The following is a 17715-nucleotide window of genomic DNA, read 5'->3' on the forward strand; positions in this document are numbered from 1 at the left end:
GCCGGTCGGCCGTCGCGTCAGTACCGGTACAGCGAGACGACGAGTGGGAGTTTCCCGTACATCCAGACGGCGACCGGGAGGCCGACGATGGACACCGAGAACAGCCACGCGCCGGCCATCCAGAGGGCACTCGCCCACCACCCGACGAAGAGGAAGTAGACCCCACGGACGAGGAGCGACCGCTGCTCTCTCCGCCCGGCTCGTACGGTCACCTCGCCGTCCGCGTCGATTACCTCGTTCTCGATCGGTCAGGCCTTCAGCGAGACGATCCACGGCACCTCGTCGATCGTCTTCAGCCCGAGGGGCATCCCGATCACGGTGACGTTCGGGACCCACGCGACCGACAGTCAGAGGGCTCTCGGCCAGCTCCCGACGAACACGAACGACAGGGCGTGGACGATCAGCGAGGGTGACTCGTCCCGACGCTCGGCCTCGACGCTGGCCTCTCGATCCACGGACTCGTCCGTCGGGTTCCGGTCGTCTGGTGGCACGGTACTGTGTTGGGTCTGGAGGAAGATCACCGCTTCGGTGGGGTGGGCGGGTGTGAGTGGGTGGTGGGTCCGTCGTCTGTGTTTCTCGGTCACGTGGTGTCGTCGGTGGTACTCGAGTTCGCTCTCTACAACCACTCTTCGGTGACGTACTCCAGTGTCACCTGTTCCTGTGGGATGTACGTCGCCATCTCGTCGACGATATCACCGACCTCCCGCGCAGAGAGACTTCGATCTCGTTGGGCCAACACACCAGCCGTATCTGAGGGGTCTATCTCGGTGAAGAAGTCGTCGTCTTGTGTCAAGACGAGTCGATCCATCTCACGGGAGTACGCCGCTAGTCGTGCGTCGGGATCTCCCTCGTTCAGTGCAGACACCTCCGGCACGCGCTGTACGTCGTGCTCGAGTTTCCGGAGGTAGTTCACCGTCGCCAACTCGATGTTCTCGTCGCAGAGAATCCGATACGACATCCCGTCTCACTCACGTACTTCGTCGGGGTCGGTCGTCAGGTGCTCGTGCTCCTCGAAGGCGCGTTCACGGCGCTTCTCGATCTCTCGCATCTCCCTCGGGTGGTCGTGGTAGTACGTCAGCGCACGGTACACGTCGCCCACGTCGAGGTCGTGCCGGTCCGCGACCGTCCGTGGCTCCAAGCCGCGTTCCTCGACACGCTTTTGAATCCACTGGACGGTGATCCGTCGCCCCTCGATGTGGGGCTCGTCGTGTACCTCGTGGACGATGCGACGCGTCTGCTGGCTCATCTCGTCTCTGTGTTGGTCGTTCTCTCTGAAAAGTCACCCGGCGGTGTGGTTCGCGTCACGCCGGGACTACGTTGAGACACTCGTTCGACTGCTTCCCACTCCGCGGCCATCTCCTCCATTATGTCCACGAGTCCCGCCGATTGTTCACGTCATCAGCCAGTGGGCGATCAGCAGTTGATGGATGACTGCTTTCGAGCCTCTGATCGGATGCGGCCGAAGTGGGACGAGATACACTCCTCTGACGGAACCACCTACGGTGAGATGACCATACGGAAGGTCCGTCGAACCAACAGTGACACCTTCGGAGGGAGATACGTGGAAAGAGGATAGATGTTCGAGAGTGTGGTCACTTCACCCCCACCTGTGTTATCTCGCCGGTCATCAATTGAGGCACACGGGGTGCTTCCCATATACGGTATATCTCGTACAATCCCTCCATACAACCCTATGACGATCGGGGAGCGAAAATCACAAAATCCAGCCACACATTCTGTCTATTAACGACCTACGGTACACCTCTCCAAACCACTATGCCAACCATAATAACTATCGTTCAGATTATTGCGTCAGTCTTTACTATTATTCTCTGTGTCATCCAATTCCTTGATTACATATCTGAGAGTGACCTCTATAATCAGGGTACCAATAGAAGTGCAAAAAATACAACAGGCCAGTCTTCAATAGTTTCCTCCAGTTCATCCTATTCGGGAAGAAAGAACACAAGTATTTTTAACAAATTTGGGGGACATGATGACATACGTTATCTAACTATGGCACTTTTTTCATTTTCTTCTATTTCAATTTCTGCAGTAATAAACTCGGCAGTTATATTTTATATTTCTTCTGTTATCATTGGGACAATGCTAATACACGAACACTCAAAGAATCCTTCTATAACGAGTGGACGGTGGTGGTCAGATAGGTCATTCATAGTAAAAATGTTTGCAGGCAACATTTTCTTTATAATTCTAGTACTTTTCGCCGGTGGAGTGGCTGCTTCTGATAGCTATCAGACTAATGATGTATTACTGGCCATCTCTTTCGTCTTCTTACCTGCAGCAATATGGTTCGGATTCACTTCTGTTGTTAATACCAATTTATAATAGGCGAGGGAGCGCCGCATAATGTGGTATTTTTTATAAGGGCGTTTAGAGATACGCCTCCGTCGAAGTGGATGATTGTTGGTGCGGTGATCTCGACACACCACCTGTGTTATCTCGCCTGTCGTTCGCTCGATACGTGACTCTCTGCGTTTCTGATTGCATCATTACTATCCTTTATCTAATATATAAAGATCAAGCAGCCAAAATGATACAATGTGTTAGGAATCATTATAGACCGATATAGTGGGTTATATCTGGACCAATCTCCGCGATTGGGGTGGCCTCCTTCCGTGAGGCGAATTTCACGCTCTCTTAAAAAACACGCCGCTCAAGGCTTGTGCGCTGGACTGACAGCAGTACGCGACTTCGGGCCGAAAGACTCTATCTTCCCCGATACGTTCGGCTATACGCGAACGCACGACGGCGGTCACCCGAGTTTGGTGACCTGTTCAACCCAAACACGTCGAGATGGAATCGCACGATTGCGCGGCTCCGCTCGGCTCTCGTTCGACAGGTAAGGAAGTCCGCCCTCCCCGAATTGAACGGGGGACAAGCCGATCTACAGTCGGCTGCTCTACCAGGCTGAGCTAAGGGCGGACACGAAAACGTAGCGGCCGAGTCGGACTTAAGCGTTCTCATTCGACCGCCGTACGGGAGCGTGACACACCCGCAGACGGCGACGCCGCCACCCACCGCCCGCCACCCGCCACCCACCACCTACTCCACACGACACACCACCCCACCACGACACACCACCCCACCACGACGCCGAACCACGAGACACTTGCCGGCGGCGACCACCGCCACACCCGATGAAGGGGACACACGCCGGGATCGTCGTGAGCACGCACCTCGCACTGTTCGCCATCGCGGCCAGACCGACTGGCGACGGGTACAGCGTCGCGCCGTTCCTCTTCGGTGCGCTCAGTGTCGTCGTCCTCGCCGCGTCGCTGTTCTACGAGTTCGGAATCGACGTGGACGTGGAGAGCACCGGGTGACCACCGAGCGCGCCACGACGACCACCACCCACGCCACCACGACCGCCAGCCGACCTGGACCACCACCCACCAGACCACCACGATCACCGCAGACACCGAGCTTTTCAGGCGACTCGACGGAATCGGGGGCATGGGAGACGACGAGCACAGACAGGCGACGATCGGTGCCGACGGGGAGCTGTCGGAGCGGTCGCCGGACGCAGACGCGACGAACGACCTCGGCGAACCGAAGGGGGCCGAGGAGACGGACGGCGGCTTCTCGCGGTACGCCGTCGGGAGCCTGCTCCAGAAGGCCGTCCGGCGCTCCGACGAGGAGGCGGCGGCGTGGGCCGCCTGGGAGCTCGCGCGCTCGGGGTTCGCCTGGAACGTCTGGGAGCGGTGTAACCTCTACGTCGTCGAGGATCTCGCCGCGGGCCAGCAGGTGGCACTGACCGTCGCTCGCTACGAAGAGTTGGCGACCGAGCGGTGGGAGCCCGAGTCGTGGCGCGGCCGCCTGTGTGCGATCCACGCGGCCCTCGCCTGTGCCCGCGCTCGGTCCTCGCGGGAGGCGGCCAACGCCGACGAGTACTTCGGCACCGTCGCCGAGATTCGCGCCGACGCGATCCAGGCCGACGAGGAGCCGCCACACGACTTCCCCGTCGGCGAGTTCGACCCCGACGGCGAGTACGAAGCCGTCTTCGACGGCCACACCGCCGCAGGGACGGAACGGGACCGCGGGAGTGCGTTCTTCAAGACGCGCGGTGCGCGGGTGGGTCCAGAGGGGGAGTCGGAGCTGTCGGCGCGCTGGCAGCGACTGAACATGCTGTTCCACGACGCCGACTTCGACGAGGCGACCGTCGAGCACGCACTCGACCCGGTCGACGACGAGGAGCCGTGGGACGACCCGCCCGACGCCGTCCGCGAGTTCCTCGGTGAACACGACGAGTGACGTGATCGCGAGAGGCGACGGGTGACGTGGTCGAGGAACACGACGACCGACACGGAGACGCTCGACTGGGGCCGACTGGAGACACCGGTCGGGGGACGGCCAGTCTCGTCGGTCGGACCACGAGGCTTATTCGAGCGTCTCTCGGAGTGACACCCGTGTCACGCCGTCGTCTCCTCGCGGGCGTCGCCGTCTGCGGCGTCGTCGCCGTCGCGGCGGTCGCGACCTCGCCGACGGCGGTGATCGACCGGGTGACGGCGATCGCGGACGACCCGCTCCGGTTCTTCGCACTCCTGTGTCTCCTCGCCGTCGTCCGCCCGGCGCTGGCGTGGCCGACCAGTCTCCTCTCGTTGCTGTCGGGGTTCGCCTACGGACTCCCGGGCGTCCTCCCCGCGATCGGACTCCTGACGGCGACGGCCGTGCCGCCGTACCTGTTCGGCGACCGCGGCCGAGCGGAGGCGCTGGCCGGCGACGGGCGTCTCGCCGCGGCCGTCGCACGACTCGACGCCGCCGAGAGTCGTGCCGTGGCGGTGGCGGGCGAGTTCCGGACAGTGGCCGTCGCTCGCCTCGCGCCGCTCCCCTCCGACGTGGTGTCGGCGGCCGCGGGGGTGAGCGGTGTCTCGCTGTCGCCGTTCCTCGCGGGCACCGCCGTCGGCGAGGTGCCGTGGATCGTCGCCGCCGTCGCCGCCGGTGCCTCGCTCCAGCGAGTCACCGCCGGCGGGCTCGCGGCGGCGGTCCACCCACCGCTGATCGCCGCCGCGGCGCTCGCCGGCTGTCTGTTGCTCGTCGGACCACTGTACCGCCACTACGGCGACGGGACGCCAGAGTCGACGGAGTGATCGACAGACTGGGCCCGTCGGTTCTGCTTCACCGGATCGACCACACTCCCCGAGTTCCGTCTCACCGGATCGATCCCACTCCTCGAGTTCCGTCGTCACTCCCCGTCGTGTGCCATCACCAGAGCGTCGGCGTCGTCGTAGAACCCGGGCCGACGACCGACTCGCTCGAACCCCACCTCGTCGTACAGCGTTCGTGCACCGTCGTTGTCCGGGTGGACCAACAGTGTCACACGGCGGTCCGTACTCGCGAGCACGCGAGCGAGCAGTCGTCGCGCACGTCCCTCGCGCCGGTACGCCGGGTCGACGACGAGTTCCGCGACGTGGACGTCGTCGCCGACGACCGGCAACACGTACCCCACGGGTGCCCGAGCGACGCGACCGGATGTCTCCTCGGGATCGTCCGGGACAGAGACGACCACCGAACCGGTACGGAGTCCGTGACGCAACAGCGCCGGCGACGGCTCGGCCAGGTGTGACTGGAGGGCGAGCAGCGCCGACTCGTCCGGTGGACGGCCCTCCCTGAGCACGGTCACGGAGTGATCGCGAGGCCGACGAGCACCGCGACGACGGCCCCCGCCAACGTCGCGAGGAAGTTCACCGTCTCGTTACCCACGACCGCACCCTCGATGAGCGCGCCACAGAGACTGTCGACCGTCATCCCGGCGACACCGCCGACGGTGACGACGACGCCCGCGAGGACGGGGTCCGATCCGACCGGCATCCCCACCGCGGCCATCGCCGCGACCAGCGCCGCGCCGACGGCACCCGCGAGTTCACCCTGCCATGTGATCGCCCCGTCCGTCCCCGGTTCGACCGGCCTGAGCGTGGTGACGAGTCGCGGGTCGTCGAAGAGCCCGCCGATCTCGGAGGCGAGGGTGTCCGCCATCGCCGCCGCGACGCTCCCGGCGAACGCCAGCGCGACCAGCGTCGTCAGTGGCGTCCCGAACACCGTGACCCCGGAGAGATCGACGGGGGTCCGCGTCACCGTCCCAGCACCGATCGTGGCCGTCGTGACGGCGGCGTACGCGACCACGGAGACGAGCGCGACCGCCGCGTTGCCGAGCACGTTCGAGGTGCCGCGAGCACCCTCGTTCTCCTGTGCGACGCCCCGTTCCCGCTTCGTCTCGTAGCGGAACTTGCTGGCGAGTCCGCCGATGGCGAAGAAGGAGATCAGCGCCGCGAACCACCCGAGGCCGCCCAGGACGACCGTCACCAGCCCGAGCAACACGCCGGTCAACATCCCGGCCACGTCGGCCGTCTGGAGCGCGTACGACACCCACCCGAGGAACACCGTGACGCCGAGGCCGACGGCGACCAACACCGGCGCGACCGCGGGGGTGACGGCGGCGAACAGCCACAGGAGGAACCCGACCGAGAGGATCACCAGCGGGTCGTCGTCCGCGAACAACACCGACCGGAGGAGAGCGGCGACGAGTGCGCCGGTCGCCGCGAGGAACGCGTACGTCGGGAGGCGGTCGAGACTCCCCAGCGACGGCTCCGCGAGGACGACCGCAGCCTGTGCGGCGGTGGCGGCGAGGAACCCGGTCGCGACGAAGACACTCGTCGTGAGGAACTCGTCCGTCGTCGACTCGCGAGCGAACTGCCGCCCCAACCGCCCGTACGGCAGGACGATCACGGCGGCGGCGAAGACGTGGACCGGCATCGACTGCTGTGGGACGGCGGTCAGGATCGCCAGCCCGGTGGCGGCGAGTGCGAACCCCGCCAACCCGTTGAGGCGACGGCGCTTCCGGTCGGCAGGCCGTGCGAACAACTCGAACAACCAGCCGTCCTCGACGACGAACGCGGCGAGTACCGCGACGGCGGCGAACGGCGCGGCGGCGGCGGGACCGAGTGCCGGCGCGGCCAGCGCGAGCGTGGCCACGACGGCGAACCCGCCGGCCCGCCGGAGCTGCTGTCTCACGTCGTCGGTGTACCCCCGACGCGCACTTGAACCTCCCGACACGGGACCTCGGACGAGGTCGCCGCCCTCGCCGGAACGCGGCTCCCGACGTGGCGAGCCTCGTCACGGTGACACCCGTACGACCACCTATCGGTTCCCGGTTCTCGCCCGATGATGCGACGCCGAACGGACACCGTACCGAACCCCTGAAGAGGGACGGAACCCTCCCACCGGCACATGAGTACGACGCTCGGGACTGCGAGCGCGGCCCCAGGCGAGTTCGACACGGGCCGACTGGAGGTCGGGGAGACGCGCGACGGCTCGCCCGTCGGGTTGCCGGTTGCCGTCCTCGAGGGAGCCGACGATGGGGACACACTGTACGTGCAGGCGGTCTCGGACGGCGACGAGCTGAACGGCCTCGGCGTGTTGACGCGGCTGTTCCCCCGACTCGACCCCGCGGACGTGTCGGGCACGATCCTCGTCGTCGGGATCGTCAACTACCACGCGTTCCAGGTGGCGGAACACCGAAACCCGATCGACGACACGAAGATGAACCGCGCGTACCCGGGCGAGGAGACGGGCACCTCCTCCGAGCGCATCGCCCACGCGACGTTCGAGGCCGCCAGCCGCGCGGACCTGATCGTCGACCTCCACCAGGGGTCGACGAGCCGGATGATCGACGAGGTGCGGGTGCGGTGTGGGCCGCGTCACCGCCTCCACCGGGAGTGTCTCGATCTGGCGAAGGCGTTCGGCACCGGGCACGTCTTGGACCAGAAGGGGCCGGACGGCCAACTCGCACGCGCCGGACCGGACGAGGGCATCCCTACCATCGACCCGGAACTCGGTGGTGCCGTCGGCTGGGACCAGTCGAGCATCCGTCGTGGCGTCGAGGGGATGCAGCGTGTGCTGCGTCACTACGGCTTCCTCTCGGGCTCGGTGGAGTTGGAGCGCCAGACCCGCGCGACCGGCTTCGACCAGTACGGCTCGCCGGTGGGTGGGTTGGTCGACTTCCAAGTCGAGTTGGGTGACCGGGTGTCCCGTGGCGACGAGTTGTTCGCCGTCACCGACCCGTTCGGACAGGTGCGCCGGCGCGTGACGGCCGACGAGGCGGGGATCTTCTGGCGCACCAGACGCCTCCCGCAGGTGGCGACCGGGGAGTACGTCTGTTCCGTCGGCACCGACACCGACACGTTCTGAGTCGTCGTCTCCTGCCGCCACGCTGGTCCTCACGAGTTCGCCGTCGTTCCACCGGTTACCCACGTGTCACCTGATGAGTTCGGGGTGACGTGGTAGCGCACGTTTCATCACAACATAACTGAAACGAGCAACGACCGCCGGTAGCGTGTCGGGGTTACCCGTGTGGGCCCTACGGGGTAGTGATGAGCTTCAGAGAGGTCGTGCGGACGCGACGGTCGGTCCACGAGTACAGCGACGAGAGCCTGGACAGAGAGACGATCCGCGAGATCGTCGACGACGCGCGGTTCTCCCCGTCGGGGTACAACCTCCAGCCGTGGGAGTTCCTCGTGTTGGACGACGACGAGGATCAGGCGGCACTGCGCGAGGTCGCGTACGACCAGGAACACGTGACCGGCGCGGCGGCCACGGTGGTCGTCTTCGGCAACACGGACCCGGCGGCCCACGCCGAGTCCGTCTTCGACGACTGGCTCGACAAGGGGTACCTGCCGGGCGAGGACGTGAAGGCGGGGCTGTTGGAGAACGTCGAGGGGATGGCGGAGTTGCCCGAGGCGGAGCGGCGCGTGTGGACCACGCGCTCGACGGCGCTGGCGGCGATGACGTTGATGCACGCCGCGTGGGACCGCGGTGTCGCCTCCTGTCCGATGGAGGGGTTCGACGCCGACGGCGTGCTCGACACCTTCGACGTGCCGGACGGCTACGAGCCGGTGATGCTGATCACGCTCGGCTACCCCGCCGAAGGGACCGCCGACCTGGAGAACGACCGCAAGGAGCGGCGCCCGGTCGAGGAGATCACCCACTTCGGCGAGTTCGACCCGGTCGGCGCCTCCGACCTGCCGACGGGCGAGACCGACCAGGCCGTCGACGGGACGCCCGCCGACGACTGAGACGGCGCCCGGCGCCCGACGCCGACGACCGAATCGGCGAACGTAGTTCTCACGTCTCCCCGCCCTCCCTCGGCGCGCGCCGGCGCCAGCCACCCGTCTCGGGTACACGTCCAGCCACCCCGCCTCCGGTCTGCGGTGTGACCACCCGGTTGCAAGCCGATCGCGGTGCCCCCTCGTGAACAGGACACAAGAGGGTGGTGGACGCGTGTACAGAAATCCCCAGACAGCCTCGGGGTGGTCGTCGGACGCGGGGGAAGATTCATGTACGTGGGTCGACTGATTGGTATCAACCCCTCGGTCCCGTCGCGGGACGGAGGTGACGAGTCCCCCACCGTCGCCCGTCGCCGTTCTGTGTCGCCGACGCCGAACCCGTGTCGCCGCGCGACGGGGTGGTACTCGTTAGCACGCCCCGACGGCGTCCGGTGGAGTCGGACGGAGTGCCGGCCGTCGTCCGGTGGCACGACCCGTCGACAGCGACCGACCCCAAACCATGACCGGTGACACACAGACCCTGGCGGAACTCTCCGAGCAGTACAAGCAATCCGTGCCCGAGGACCTGCGGGCCGCCAAGTCCTTCGAGTGGTACCTCGAGGAACTCCGCGCGGACCCGCGGGTCGCACGCAACGCCCACCAGCGCGTGGCGGACATGTTCGACCACTACGGGACGGAGTACGACGAGGACGCGGGCGTCGTCGAGTACCAGATGGCGAGCCAGGACCCCATCCACGACGGCGAGAACGTGTTCTACGGCCGCGAGGTCCACGAGTCGATCCACGAGTTCGTCAACAAGGTGAAGTCCGGCGCCCGCGGGCTCGGCCCCGAGAAGCGGATCAAGCTCCTCCTCGGGCCGGTCGGCTCCGGGAAGTCGCACTTCGACTACCTCGTCCGGCGGTACTTCGAGGACTACACCCGCCGCGACGAGGGCCGGATGTACACCTTCCGGTGGACGGACCTCTGTGAGGTGATCCCGGACCAGGACCCGGCCGACGACACCGTCCGCTCCCCGATGAACCAGGACCCGCTCGTGTTGCTGCCGCAGGCGCAACGCGACGAGGTGATCGAGGAGTTGAACGAGCGGCTCGACGCCCCGTACACCGTCCGCAACGAGCAGAGTCTCGACCCGGCCTCCAGCTTCTACATGAACGAGTTGTTGGCCCACTACGACGACGACCTCCAGACCGTCCTGGACGAGCACGTCGAGGTGGTCCGGCTGGTCGCCGACGAGAACCAGCGGCAGTGTGTCGAGACGTTCGAGCCGAAGGACAAGAAGAACCAGGACGAGACGGAGCTGACCGGGGACGTGAACTACTCGAAGCTCGCGGTGTACGGCGAGAACGACCCGCGCGCGTTCGACTACGCCGGGGCGTTCTGTAACGCCAACCGCGGGCTGTTCTCCGGCGAGGAGCTACTCAAGCTCCAGCGGGAGTTCCTCTACGACTTCCTGCACGCCTCCCAGGAGCAGACGATCAAGCCGAAGAACAACCCGCGGATCGACATCGACCAGGTGATCGTCGGCCGGACGAACATGCCCGAGTACCGCGAGAAGAAGGGCGACGAGAAGATGGAGGCGTTCAACGATCGCACCAAGCGGATCGACTACCCGTACGTCCTGGAGTACGAGGACGAGGCGCGCATCTACCGGAAGATGCTGCGCAACGCCGACGTGCCGGACGTGCACGTCGAGCCACACGCGATGGAGATGGCGGGGCTGTTCGGCGTGCTCACGCGGCTGGAGGAGCCGTCCGACGAGGGTGTCGGGCTCGTCCAGAAGGCGAAGGCGTACAACGGGGAGATCGACGAGACGGACGAGATCGACGAGGTGAAGCTCCGCGAGGACGGCGACGCCGTCGCCGAGATCGCGGAGGGGATGGAGGGCGTCTCCGCCCGCTTCGTCGGCGACGAGATCGCCGAGGCGATCATGGACGCCACCCACCGCGGGCGGGGGTACCTCTCCCCACTGTCCGTGTTCGACCACTTCGAGGAGAACCTCGAGAACCACGGCTCGATCCCCGAGGAGAAGCTGGACACCTACCAGCGGTACCTCGAGTTGGTCCGCGAGGAGTACCGCGACCGCGCCATCGAGGACGTGCGTCACGCGCTGGCGTACGACATCGACGAGATCCGCCGACAGGGTGAGAAGTACATGGACCACGTGATGGCGTACATCGACGACACGACCGTCGAGGACGAACTCACGGGCCGCGAGCAGGAGCCCGACGAGACGTTCCTCCGGTCCGTCGAGGAGAAGCTGGAGATCCCGGGCGACCGGAAGGACGACTTCCGGCAGGAGGTCGCCAACTGGGTCTCGCGGCGTGCCCGCGAGGGGTCGAGCTTCGACCCGCAGGACAACGACCGCCTGCGGCGCGCGTTGGAGCGCAAGCTGTGGGAGGACAAGAAACACAACATCAACTTCTCCGCGCTGGTGTCGGCCAACGAGTTGGACGACGACGAGCGGTCGGCGTGGGTCGACGCCCTCGTCGAGCAGGGGTACTCCCAGGAGGGCGCCCGCGAGGTGTTGGAGTTCGCCGGCGCGGAGGTGGCCAAGTCCGAGTTGGAGGAGTGACGTGACCGACTACATCGACCGCGCGGACGAGGAACTCGCCGGGGCCTACGAGCCACCCATCGGGCTCGCGGAGTACGTCGACCGGGCCTTCGAGGAGCCGTCCGTGGCGGCCCACGCCGCGAAGTACCTGCTGGACGCCATCGAGTCGATGGGCACCCGCACGGTCGTCGAGGAGGGTGAGACCCGCGAGCGCTACCGCTTCTTCGACGACCCGCACAACGACGGGGAACACGCCGTCTTGGGGAACACGCGCATCCTCAACGCGTTCGTCGACGACCTGCGGACGGTCGCCGCGGACCGCGGGAAGGGCGAGAAGATCGTCTGGTTCGACGGGCCGACGGCGACCGGGAAGTCCGAACTGAAGCGGTGTCTCGTCAACGGGCTCCGGGAGTACTCGAAGACGCCCGAGGGCCGGCGGTACACCGTCGAGTGGAACATCGCGGCGGGCACCGGCGGCGGCGGACTGAGCTACGCGTCGACGGAGACGGACGACGAGGACGACTGGTACGAGAGTCCGGTCCAGACGCACCCGCTGTCGGTGTTCCCCCGCAGCGTCCGCGAGGAGATCCTCGACGACCTCGCGGCCGCCCACGACGACCTGGTGCCCGTCAGGGTCGACGCCGAGATGGACCCGTTCTCGCGGGAGGCGTACGACGAACTGGAGGAGCGGTACCGCCGCGAGGGCGTCGAGGACCTCTTCTCGGCGGTGACGGATCGGCGACACCTCCGAGTGAAGAACTACGTCGTCGACGAGGGGCGCGGCATCGGTGTCTTGCACGCCGAGGACGACGGCAGTCCGAAGGAGCGACTCGTCGGCTCGTGGATGCCGGGGATGCTCCGGGAGTTGGACGCACGCGGCCGGAAGGACCCGCGAGCGTTCAGCTACGACGGCGTGCTCTCGCAGGGGAACGGCCTGCTGACGCTCGTCGAGGACGCCAGCCAGCACGCGGACCTACTGCGGAAGCTGTTGAACGTCCCCGACGAGGAGCGGGTGAAACTCGACAAGGGCATCGGGATGGACATCGACACCCAGCTGATCGTCATCTCGAACCCGGACTTGGACGTGGAGTTGGACCAGTACGCCGACCGGAACGGACGCGACCCGCTGAAGGCGCTCAAGCGGCGGCTGGACCGCCACGAGTTCCGGTACCTCACCAGCGTCTCGCTGGAGACGGAGCTGATCCACCGCGAGTTGACCGACGAGACGCCCGTCTGGGAGACGGCGGTGCTCGACGAGGTCGACGAGTTGCCGGACAGCGGCACCACCAGCGACGTCGACGTGGATCCGGAGTTGGTGTACGAACACGTCCGCGAGCGGGTTCGCGCGCCGCTGACGGTGACCGTCCGCGACGACAGCGGTCACACTCGCGAGCGGGAGTTGGCTCCGCACACGCTGGAGGCGGCGGCGATGTACGGCGTCGTCTCGCGACTCGACGGGGAGGACCTGCCGGGGGACCTCGACCTGATCGAGAAGGCGACGCTGTTCGACCGCGGCTACATCCGCGAGGGTGACGACCGCGTGGAGGCCGACGAGTTCCGGTTCGACGGCGACGACGGGGCACACGGCATCCCCGTGACGTACACCCGCGACGTGATCGCGGACCTGCTCCACGAGGAGACGGACCGCGTCCACGCGGAGTTGCCGGTCGAGGAGGTGCTGCTCCCGGCGGACGTGTTGAACGCGATGGCCGAGCGGCTCTCGGAGGCCCCGGTGTTCTCGCGGGCGGAGACGGCGGAGTACGAGAACCGCCTCGCGGCGGTGAAAGACTGGGTGTTCGGTCGGCAGGAGGCGGACGTGTTGGACGCCGTGCTCGCGGAGAAGCGGGTCGCCGAGGAGACGGTCGCGGAGTACGTCGAGCACGTGTTCGCCTGGGAGGGCGACGAGCAGGTGGAGACGGAGCGAGGGCCGGCGGACCCGGACCCACTCCTGATGAAGGTGTTCGAGACGGAACACCTCGGGCGGTTCGACGAGGCGGACTACCGCGGGGAGGAGCCGAGTCCCGCGGTCGAGGAGTTCCGGCGCGAGAAGGTGATCACGGCGTTGAACCGCTTCGCGTGGGAGCACCGCGACGACGACTTCGCCATCGCGGACGTGGATCTGACGGAGATCCCGGTGATCCGAGCCGTGTTGGACACCCACTCGTGGGACGACGTGGCGCGGATCTTCGAGGACTTCGACCCGACGCAGTGGGAGGACCCACCCGCGAACACGGAGACGGCACGCGTCAAGGAGGACACGATCAGACACATGACCGAGAACGGTTACAGCGAGGCGTCGGCGGAGTTGACGAGCCGGCGCGTCATGCGGGAGGTGAAGGGCAGATGGGATTGAGAGAGGATCTAGAGCGGTTCCGCGAGATCGGCGAACAGCGTCGCCCGGACCTGACGGAGTTCATCAAGGAGGGTGACCTCTCGCGGTCCGGCGGCGACTCCGTGCGCGTCCCGGTGAAGATCGTGGACCTCCCCGAGTTCGCGTACGACCAGCGCGAGCAGGGTGGCGTCGGGCAGGGTGGCGACGGCCAGCCACAGCCCGGCCAACCCGTCGACGTGCCGGGTGACCCCGGCGACGACGGCGACGAGGAGGGAGACGACGGCGACCCCGGCGAGGGCGAGGGGGAGCACGGCTACTACGAGATGGACCCCGAGGAGTTCGCGGAGGAACTCGACGAGGAACTCGGCTTGGACCTCGAACCGAAGGGGAAACAGGTCGTCGAGGAGACGGAGGGCGACTACACGGAACTGGCACGCGCCGGCCCGAACTCCACGTTGGACTTCGAGCAGCTGTTCAAGAAGGGGTTGGAACGGAAGCTCGCGACGGACTTCGACGAGGAGTACGTCCGCGAGGCGTGCAAGGTCGCCGGGGCGGACGCCCGCGACGTGTTCGAGTTCTGCCGCGCGGAGAACGTGCTCGTCTCTCTGTCGTGGATCCAGGACGCGATGGCGACGATCCCGGACGAGGAGCGTGCCACCTACGACTCCTTCGAGCAGTTCGACGCCGAGGTCGAGCGGACACCCATCGGGGAGCGGATCCGGCGGGACGGGCTCAAACAGGTGCCGTTCCGGCGGGAGGACGAGCGCTACCGGCACCCGGAGGTGGTCGAGGAGAAGCAGAAGAACGTCGTCGTCGTGAACATCCGCGACGTGTCCGGCTCGATGCGCAAGCGGAAACGCGAGTTGGTCGAGCGGGTGTTCACGCCGCTGGACTGGTACCTCCAGGGGAAGTACGACAACGCGGAGTTCCGCTACGTCGCCCACGACGCGGAGGCGTGGGAGGTCGACCGCGCGGAGTTCTTCGGGATCCGCTCGGGCGGCGGGACGCGCATCTCGTCGGCCTACGAGACGGCCAAGGAGATCCTCGAAGAGTACCCGTACAGCGAGTGGAACCGGTACGTGTTCGCCGCGGGCGACTCGGAGAACTCCTCGAACGACACGACGGAGAACGTCGTCCCGCTGATGGAGGAGATCGACGCCAACCTCCACGCGTACGTGGAGACGCAACCCGGCGGCAACACGATCAACGCCACCCACGCCGAGGAGGTCGAGCGCGCGCTCGGCGAGACGGGGAACGTCGCCGTCGCCCGCGTCGGGGACAACGGGGACGTGACCGACGCCATCTACGAGATCCTCTCGACGGAGGACGACGATGCCTGAGCGACGACGCCGGCGTCGGGTGAGCGGTCGACGCGACCGGAGAACGAACAGCGATCAGAGGACGGACGAACGGAGCCAGACAGACAGATGATCGACAGACGCACACTGACGCGCCGCGAGGCGGACCGCCTGGAGGAGCCGGTGGAGATGGCCAACGCGTTGGCCGAACGGCTCGGCCTGGAGCCGTACCCGGTGAACTACTGGGTGGTCGACTACGACGAGATGAACGAACTCATCGCCTACGACGGGTTCCAGACCCGGTACCCACACTGGCGGTGGGGGATGAAGTACGACCGCCAACAGAAACAAGACCAGCTCGGGATGGGGAAGGCGTTCGAGATCGTCAACAACGACAACCCGTGTCACGCCTTCCTCCAGGAGTCGAACACGCTGGCCGACCAGAAGGCGGTCATCACGCACGTGGAGGCGCACGCGGACTTCTTCCGGAACAACCAGTGGTTCGGGCGGTTCGCGGGCGACGACGAGAACCCGGACGCCGCGGCGATGTTGGAACGCCACGCCGAGACTATCGGCTCGTACGTCGAGGACCCCGAGATCGACCGCGACGAGGTCGAGCGGTTCGTCGACGCGATCCTCACCCTGGAGGACACCATCGACCAACACCGCGCGCTGGCGGCCGACCGCGAGGCCGGCCCCGAGAGCGAGGAGTTGCCGGACATGGCCGACCGGCTCGACCGCCTCGACATCTCCGAGGAGGTGCGCTCGCAGGTGTTCGACCAGGAGTGGCTGGAGGGCCAGGAGGGCGACGGGCTCGCCAACCCCCGTCCGGACGTGCTCGGGTTCCTCTTGGAACACGGCAAGGAGTACGACGAGGACGAGGCGAAAGCCGCCGACCGCCCGGACTGGAAAGACGACGTGCTCGAACTACTCCGCCGGGAGGCGTACTATTTTGCACCCCAAAAAATGACAAAAGTTATGAACGAGGGATGGGCAAGTTTTTGGGAGTCGCTGATGATGAGCGACGAGGGGTTCGCCGGCACGGACGAGTTCCTCACGTACGCCGATCACATGGCCCGCGTGCTCGGCTCGTCGGGACTCAACCCGTACAAGCTGGGGTTCGAGATCTGGCAGTACGTGGAGAACCGCGCGAACCGACGCGAGGTCGTCGACAAACTCCTCCGCGTCGACGGGATCACGTGGCGGACGTTCCACGACGTGGTGGACTTCGACGAGGTTCGAGAGCACCTCGCGCCGGACCCGGTCGTCGCGGAGATCACCGCCGACTCGCTCGCGGAGTTGGACCCCGAGGACCCCCGCGTCGACGCCGAGGGGCTCGCCGCGGCTCGCGAGGGTGCGGTCGACGTGGCGGACTACCCGTGGTACGTGTTGAGCTACGAGGGACTGTGCGAGCGGCACTTCTCGCTGGCGAAGCCACAGAACCGGGGGTTCCTCCGGCGAGTCGGGCGGTCGGAGTTGGAACAGACCGCGCGGTACATGTTCGACGACGAGCGGTACGACTCCGTCGCGGCGGCGCTGGCGGACGTCGACTACGGTGCCGGTTGGAATCGGATGCGGGAGGTCCGCGAGAGTCACAACGACGTGACCTTCCTCGACGCGTACCTCACCGAGGAGTTCGTGACGGAGGGCAACTACTTCACCTACGAGTACTCGCAGGCGACGGGCGACTACCGCGTCGCGAGCACCGGGGCAGACGACGTGAAGAAGAAGCTCCTGTTGCAGTTCACGAACTTCGGCAAGCCGACGGTGGCGGTGTACGACGGCAACTTCGACAACCGCGGGGAGTTGTTGTTGGGTCACCAGTACAACGGCGTCCCGCTGGACGAACGGCAGGCGAAGGCGACGCTGGAGCGGGTGTTCCAGTTGTGGGGACGGCCGGTGAACCTCGCGACGATCCGGACAGAGTACGGCGAACACGAACTCGAGGTCGCACGCAGACGCGGCCGCGAGCCGGAGGGCGAAGAGGTCGGTGTCCGCATCCGCTACGACGGGATGGGGTTCGAGGAACACGACCTCGACGCCGAGTTGGAGGAGCGGCTGACGGCCGACGACGTGGACTACGACACGAAGCCGGACGACTGGCTCGCCTGAGTGGCACGCAGACACGGGTGTTCGGTTCGGCCGGCGGCTCTCACTCGTCGGGTGGGTCACGGGCGCGATTCGTCCCCGACCGCCGAGTCGGTCCGATTCGTTTTTGAGGGGTGGCGGAGCTACGTCGGGGTATGAGCGACTCACGGACGATGGACGAGTGGCTGATCCGCTACCTGATCGTCGGTACGATCGGCTCCGTCGCCGCGCTGGCGGTGTTGTACGGGCTGACACTCGGCGGATCGATGACCGCCGCGGGCGGCGGTGCCGTCGCGCTCCTGTTGGTCACGCTCGTCGTCGTGCGCGACCTCCAGCGCTATCGCACCGTCTGAGGCCGTCGCG

General features: G+C 66.3%; 17 protein-coding genes and 1 tRNA gene. 11 read left to right on the forward strand and 7 right to left on the reverse strand.

Annotated features, from left to right (window positions below):
• Window positions 1-17: 17 nt before the first annotated feature.
• The 4 genes from RYH80_RS01595 to RYH80_RS01610 form a co-directional block, all read right to left on the reverse strand.
• Entirely contained in the window at window positions 18-212 is a 195-nt protein-coding gene (locus RYH80_RS01595) for a hypothetical protein (RefSeq protein ID WP_370902107.1), read from the reverse strand.
• 135 nt (window positions 213-347) lie between these two features.
• Window positions 348-584 carry a hypothetical protein gene (locus tag RYH80_RS01600; RefSeq protein ID WP_370902108.1) on the reverse strand — a complete coding sequence of 79 codons (237 nt, stop codon included), beginning with the start codon at window positions 582-584 and terminating at the stop codon, window positions 348-350.
• Window positions 585-616: 32 nt separating this feature from the next.
• A complete protein-coding gene (locus RYH80_RS01605; protein ID WP_370902109.1) occupies window positions 617-958 on the reverse strand; it encodes a DUF5615 family PIN-like protein in 342 nt (113 codons plus the stop codon).
• Window positions 959-964: 6 nt separating this feature from the next.
• Window positions 965-1246 carry a DUF433 domain-containing protein gene (locus tag RYH80_RS01610; RefSeq protein ID WP_370902110.1) on the reverse strand — a complete coding sequence of 94 codons (282 nt, stop codon included), beginning with the start codon at window positions 1244-1246 and terminating at the stop codon, window positions 965-967.
• A gap of 120 nt (window positions 1247-1366) precedes the next feature.
• Here RYH80_RS01610 and RYH80_RS01615 point away from each other — a divergent pair, with 120 nt between their 5' ends.
• Window positions 1367-1576 carry a phage NrS-1 polymerase family protein gene (locus RYH80_RS01615; protein WP_370902111.1) on the forward strand — a complete coding sequence of 70 codons (210 nt, stop codon included), beginning with the start codon at window positions 1367-1369 and terminating at the stop codon, window positions 1574-1576.
• A 1296-nt stretch (window positions 1577-2872) separates the two neighbouring features.
• Here the strand turns inward: RYH80_RS01615 and RYH80_RS01620 are convergent.
• Window positions 2873-2946, reverse strand: a tRNA-Tyr gene (locus RYH80_RS01620).
• 215 nt (window positions 2947-3161) lie between these two features.
• On the opposite strand from RYH80_RS01620, the gene RYH80_RS01625 reads away from it, so the two are divergent.
• The 3 genes from RYH80_RS01625 (at window position 3162) to RYH80_RS01635 (ending at window position 5111) form a co-directional block, all read left to right on the forward strand.
• Window positions 3162-3347: a hypothetical protein gene (locus RYH80_RS01625; protein WP_370902112.1), complete on the forward strand. Its 186-nt coding sequence runs from the start codon at window positions 3162-3164 to the stop codon at window positions 3345-3347.
• Between the two features lie 130 nt (window positions 3348-3477).
• Window positions 3478-4275 carry a hypothetical protein gene (locus tag RYH80_RS01630; RefSeq protein WP_370902113.1) on the forward strand — a complete coding sequence of 266 codons (798 nt, stop codon included), beginning with the start codon at window positions 3478-3480 and terminating at the stop codon, window positions 4273-4275.
• A 155-nt stretch (window positions 4276-4430) separates the two neighbouring features.
• On the forward strand, window positions 4431-5111 hold the full coding sequence (locus RYH80_RS01635; protein WP_370902114.1) for a TVP38/TMEM64 family protein: 681 nt from the start codon (window positions 4431-4433) through the stop codon (window positions 5109-5111).
• Window positions 5112-5206: 95 nt separating this feature from the next.
• Here RYH80_RS01635 and RYH80_RS01640 read toward each other — a convergent pair whose 3' ends face one another.
• Together RYH80_RS01640 and RYH80_RS01645 are read right to left on the reverse strand one after the other, a co-directional pair.
• The gene (locus RYH80_RS01640; RefSeq protein ID WP_370902116.1) at window positions 5207-5644 is read right to left on the reverse strand and encodes a GNAT family N-acetyltransferase; all 438 of its coding nucleotides are present in this window, start codon (window positions 5642-5644) and stop codon (window positions 5207-5209) included.
• Window positions 5641-7032, reverse strand: coding sequence for a DUF92 domain-containing protein (locus RYH80_RS01645; protein WP_370902117.1), 1392 nt, complete (start codon window positions 7030-7032; stop codon window positions 5641-5643). The genes RYH80_RS01640 and RYH80_RS01645 overlap by 4 nt, the downstream gene beginning before the upstream one ends.
• Before the next feature lie 216 nt (window positions 7033-7248).
• On the opposite strand from RYH80_RS01645, the gene RYH80_RS01650 reads away from it, so the two are divergent.
• From RYH80_RS01650 to RYH80_RS01680, 7 genes are all read left to right on the forward strand, one after another.
• Entirely contained in the window at window positions 7249-8208 is a 960-nt protein-coding gene (locus RYH80_RS01650; RefSeq protein ID WP_370902118.1) for a succinylglutamate desuccinylase/aspartoacylase family protein, read from the forward strand.
• A gap of 182 nt (window positions 8209-8390) precedes the next feature.
• The gene (locus tag RYH80_RS01655; RefSeq protein ID WP_370902119.1) at window positions 8391-9092 is read left to right on the forward strand and encodes a nitroreductase family protein; all 702 of its coding nucleotides are present in this window, start codon (window positions 8391-8393) and stop codon (window positions 9090-9092) included.
• A gap of 490 nt (window positions 9093-9582) precedes the next feature.
• Window positions 9583-11655: a PrkA family serine protein kinase gene (locus RYH80_RS01660; protein WP_370902120.1), complete on the forward strand. Its 2073-nt coding sequence runs from the start codon at window positions 9583-9585 to the stop codon at window positions 11653-11655.
• Window position 11656: 1 nt separating this feature from the next.
• Window positions 11657-13987, forward strand: a complete 2331-nt coding sequence (locus RYH80_RS01665) for a PrkA family serine protein kinase (protein ID WP_370902121.1) — start codon at window positions 11657-11659, stop codon at window positions 13985-13987.
• A complete protein-coding gene (locus RYH80_RS01670) occupies window positions 13978-15306 on the forward strand; it encodes a DUF444 family protein (RefSeq protein ID WP_370902122.1) in 1329 nt (442 codons plus the stop codon). The genes RYH80_RS01665 and RYH80_RS01670 overlap by 10 nt, the downstream gene beginning before the upstream one ends.
• A gap of 87 nt (window positions 15307-15393) precedes the next feature.
• Window positions 15394-17376, forward strand: coding sequence for a SpoVR family protein (locus RYH80_RS01675; protein ID WP_370902123.1), 1983 nt, complete (start codon window positions 15394-15396; stop codon window positions 17374-17376).
• 131 nt (window positions 17377-17507) lie between these two features.
• Complete coding sequence (locus RYH80_RS01680) at window positions 17508-17705, forward strand: hypothetical protein (RefSeq protein WP_370902124.1); 198 nt, start codon at window positions 17508-17510, stop codon at window positions 17703-17705.
• Window positions 17706-17715: the final 10 nt, after the last annotated feature.

The organism is Halobaculum sp. MBLA0147 (genome assembly GCF_041361345.1).
Classification (GTDB): Archaea; Halobacteriota; Halobacteria; order Halobacteriales; family Haloferacaceae; genus JAHENP01.

Excerpts from the sequence above, each read along its gene's own strand:
- RYH80_RS01650 (WP_370902118.1), top strand. The coding sequence starts at position 7,249 with ATGAGTACGACGCTCGGGACTGCGAGCGCGGCCCCAGGCGAGTTCGAC.
- RYH80_RS01675 (WP_370902123.1), top strand. The coding sequence starts at position 15,394 with ATGATCGACAGACGCACACTGACGCGCCGCGAGGCGGACCGCCTGGAG.
- RYH80_RS01660 (WP_370902120.1), top strand. The coding sequence starts at position 9,583 with ATGACCGGTGACACACAGACCCTGGCGGAACTCTCCGAGCAGTACAAG.
- RYH80_RS01655 (WP_370902119.1), top strand. The coding sequence starts at position 8,391 with ATGAGCTTCAGAGAGGTCGTGCGGACGCGACGGTCGGTCCACGAGTAC.
- RYH80_RS01615 (WP_370902111.1), top strand. The coding sequence starts at position 1,367 with ATGTCCACGAGTCCCGCCGATTGTTCACGTCATCAGCCAGTGGGCGAT.
- RYH80_RS01680 (WP_370902124.1), top strand. The coding sequence starts at position 17,508 with ATGAGCGACTCACGGACGATGGACGAGTGGCTGATCCGCTACCTGATC.
- RYH80_RS01670 (WP_370902122.1), top strand. The coding sequence starts at position 13,978 with ATGGGATTGAGAGAGGATCTAGAGCGGTTCCGCGAGATCGGCGAACAG.
- RYH80_RS01605 (WP_370902109.1), bottom strand. The coding sequence starts at position 958 with ATGTCGTATCGGATTCTCTGCGACGAGAACATCGAGTTGGCGACGGTG.
- RYH80_RS01630 (WP_370902113.1), top strand. The coding sequence starts at position 3,478 with ATGGGAGACGACGAGCACAGACAGGCGACGATCGGTGCCGACGGGGAG.
- RYH80_RS01625 (WP_370902112.1), top strand. The coding sequence starts at position 3,162 with ATGAAGGGGACACACGCCGGGATCGTCGTGAGCACGCACCTCGCACTG.
- RYH80_RS01610 (WP_370902110.1), bottom strand. The coding sequence starts at position 1,246 with ATGAGCCAGCAGACGCGTCGCATCGTCCACGAGGTACACGACGAGCCC.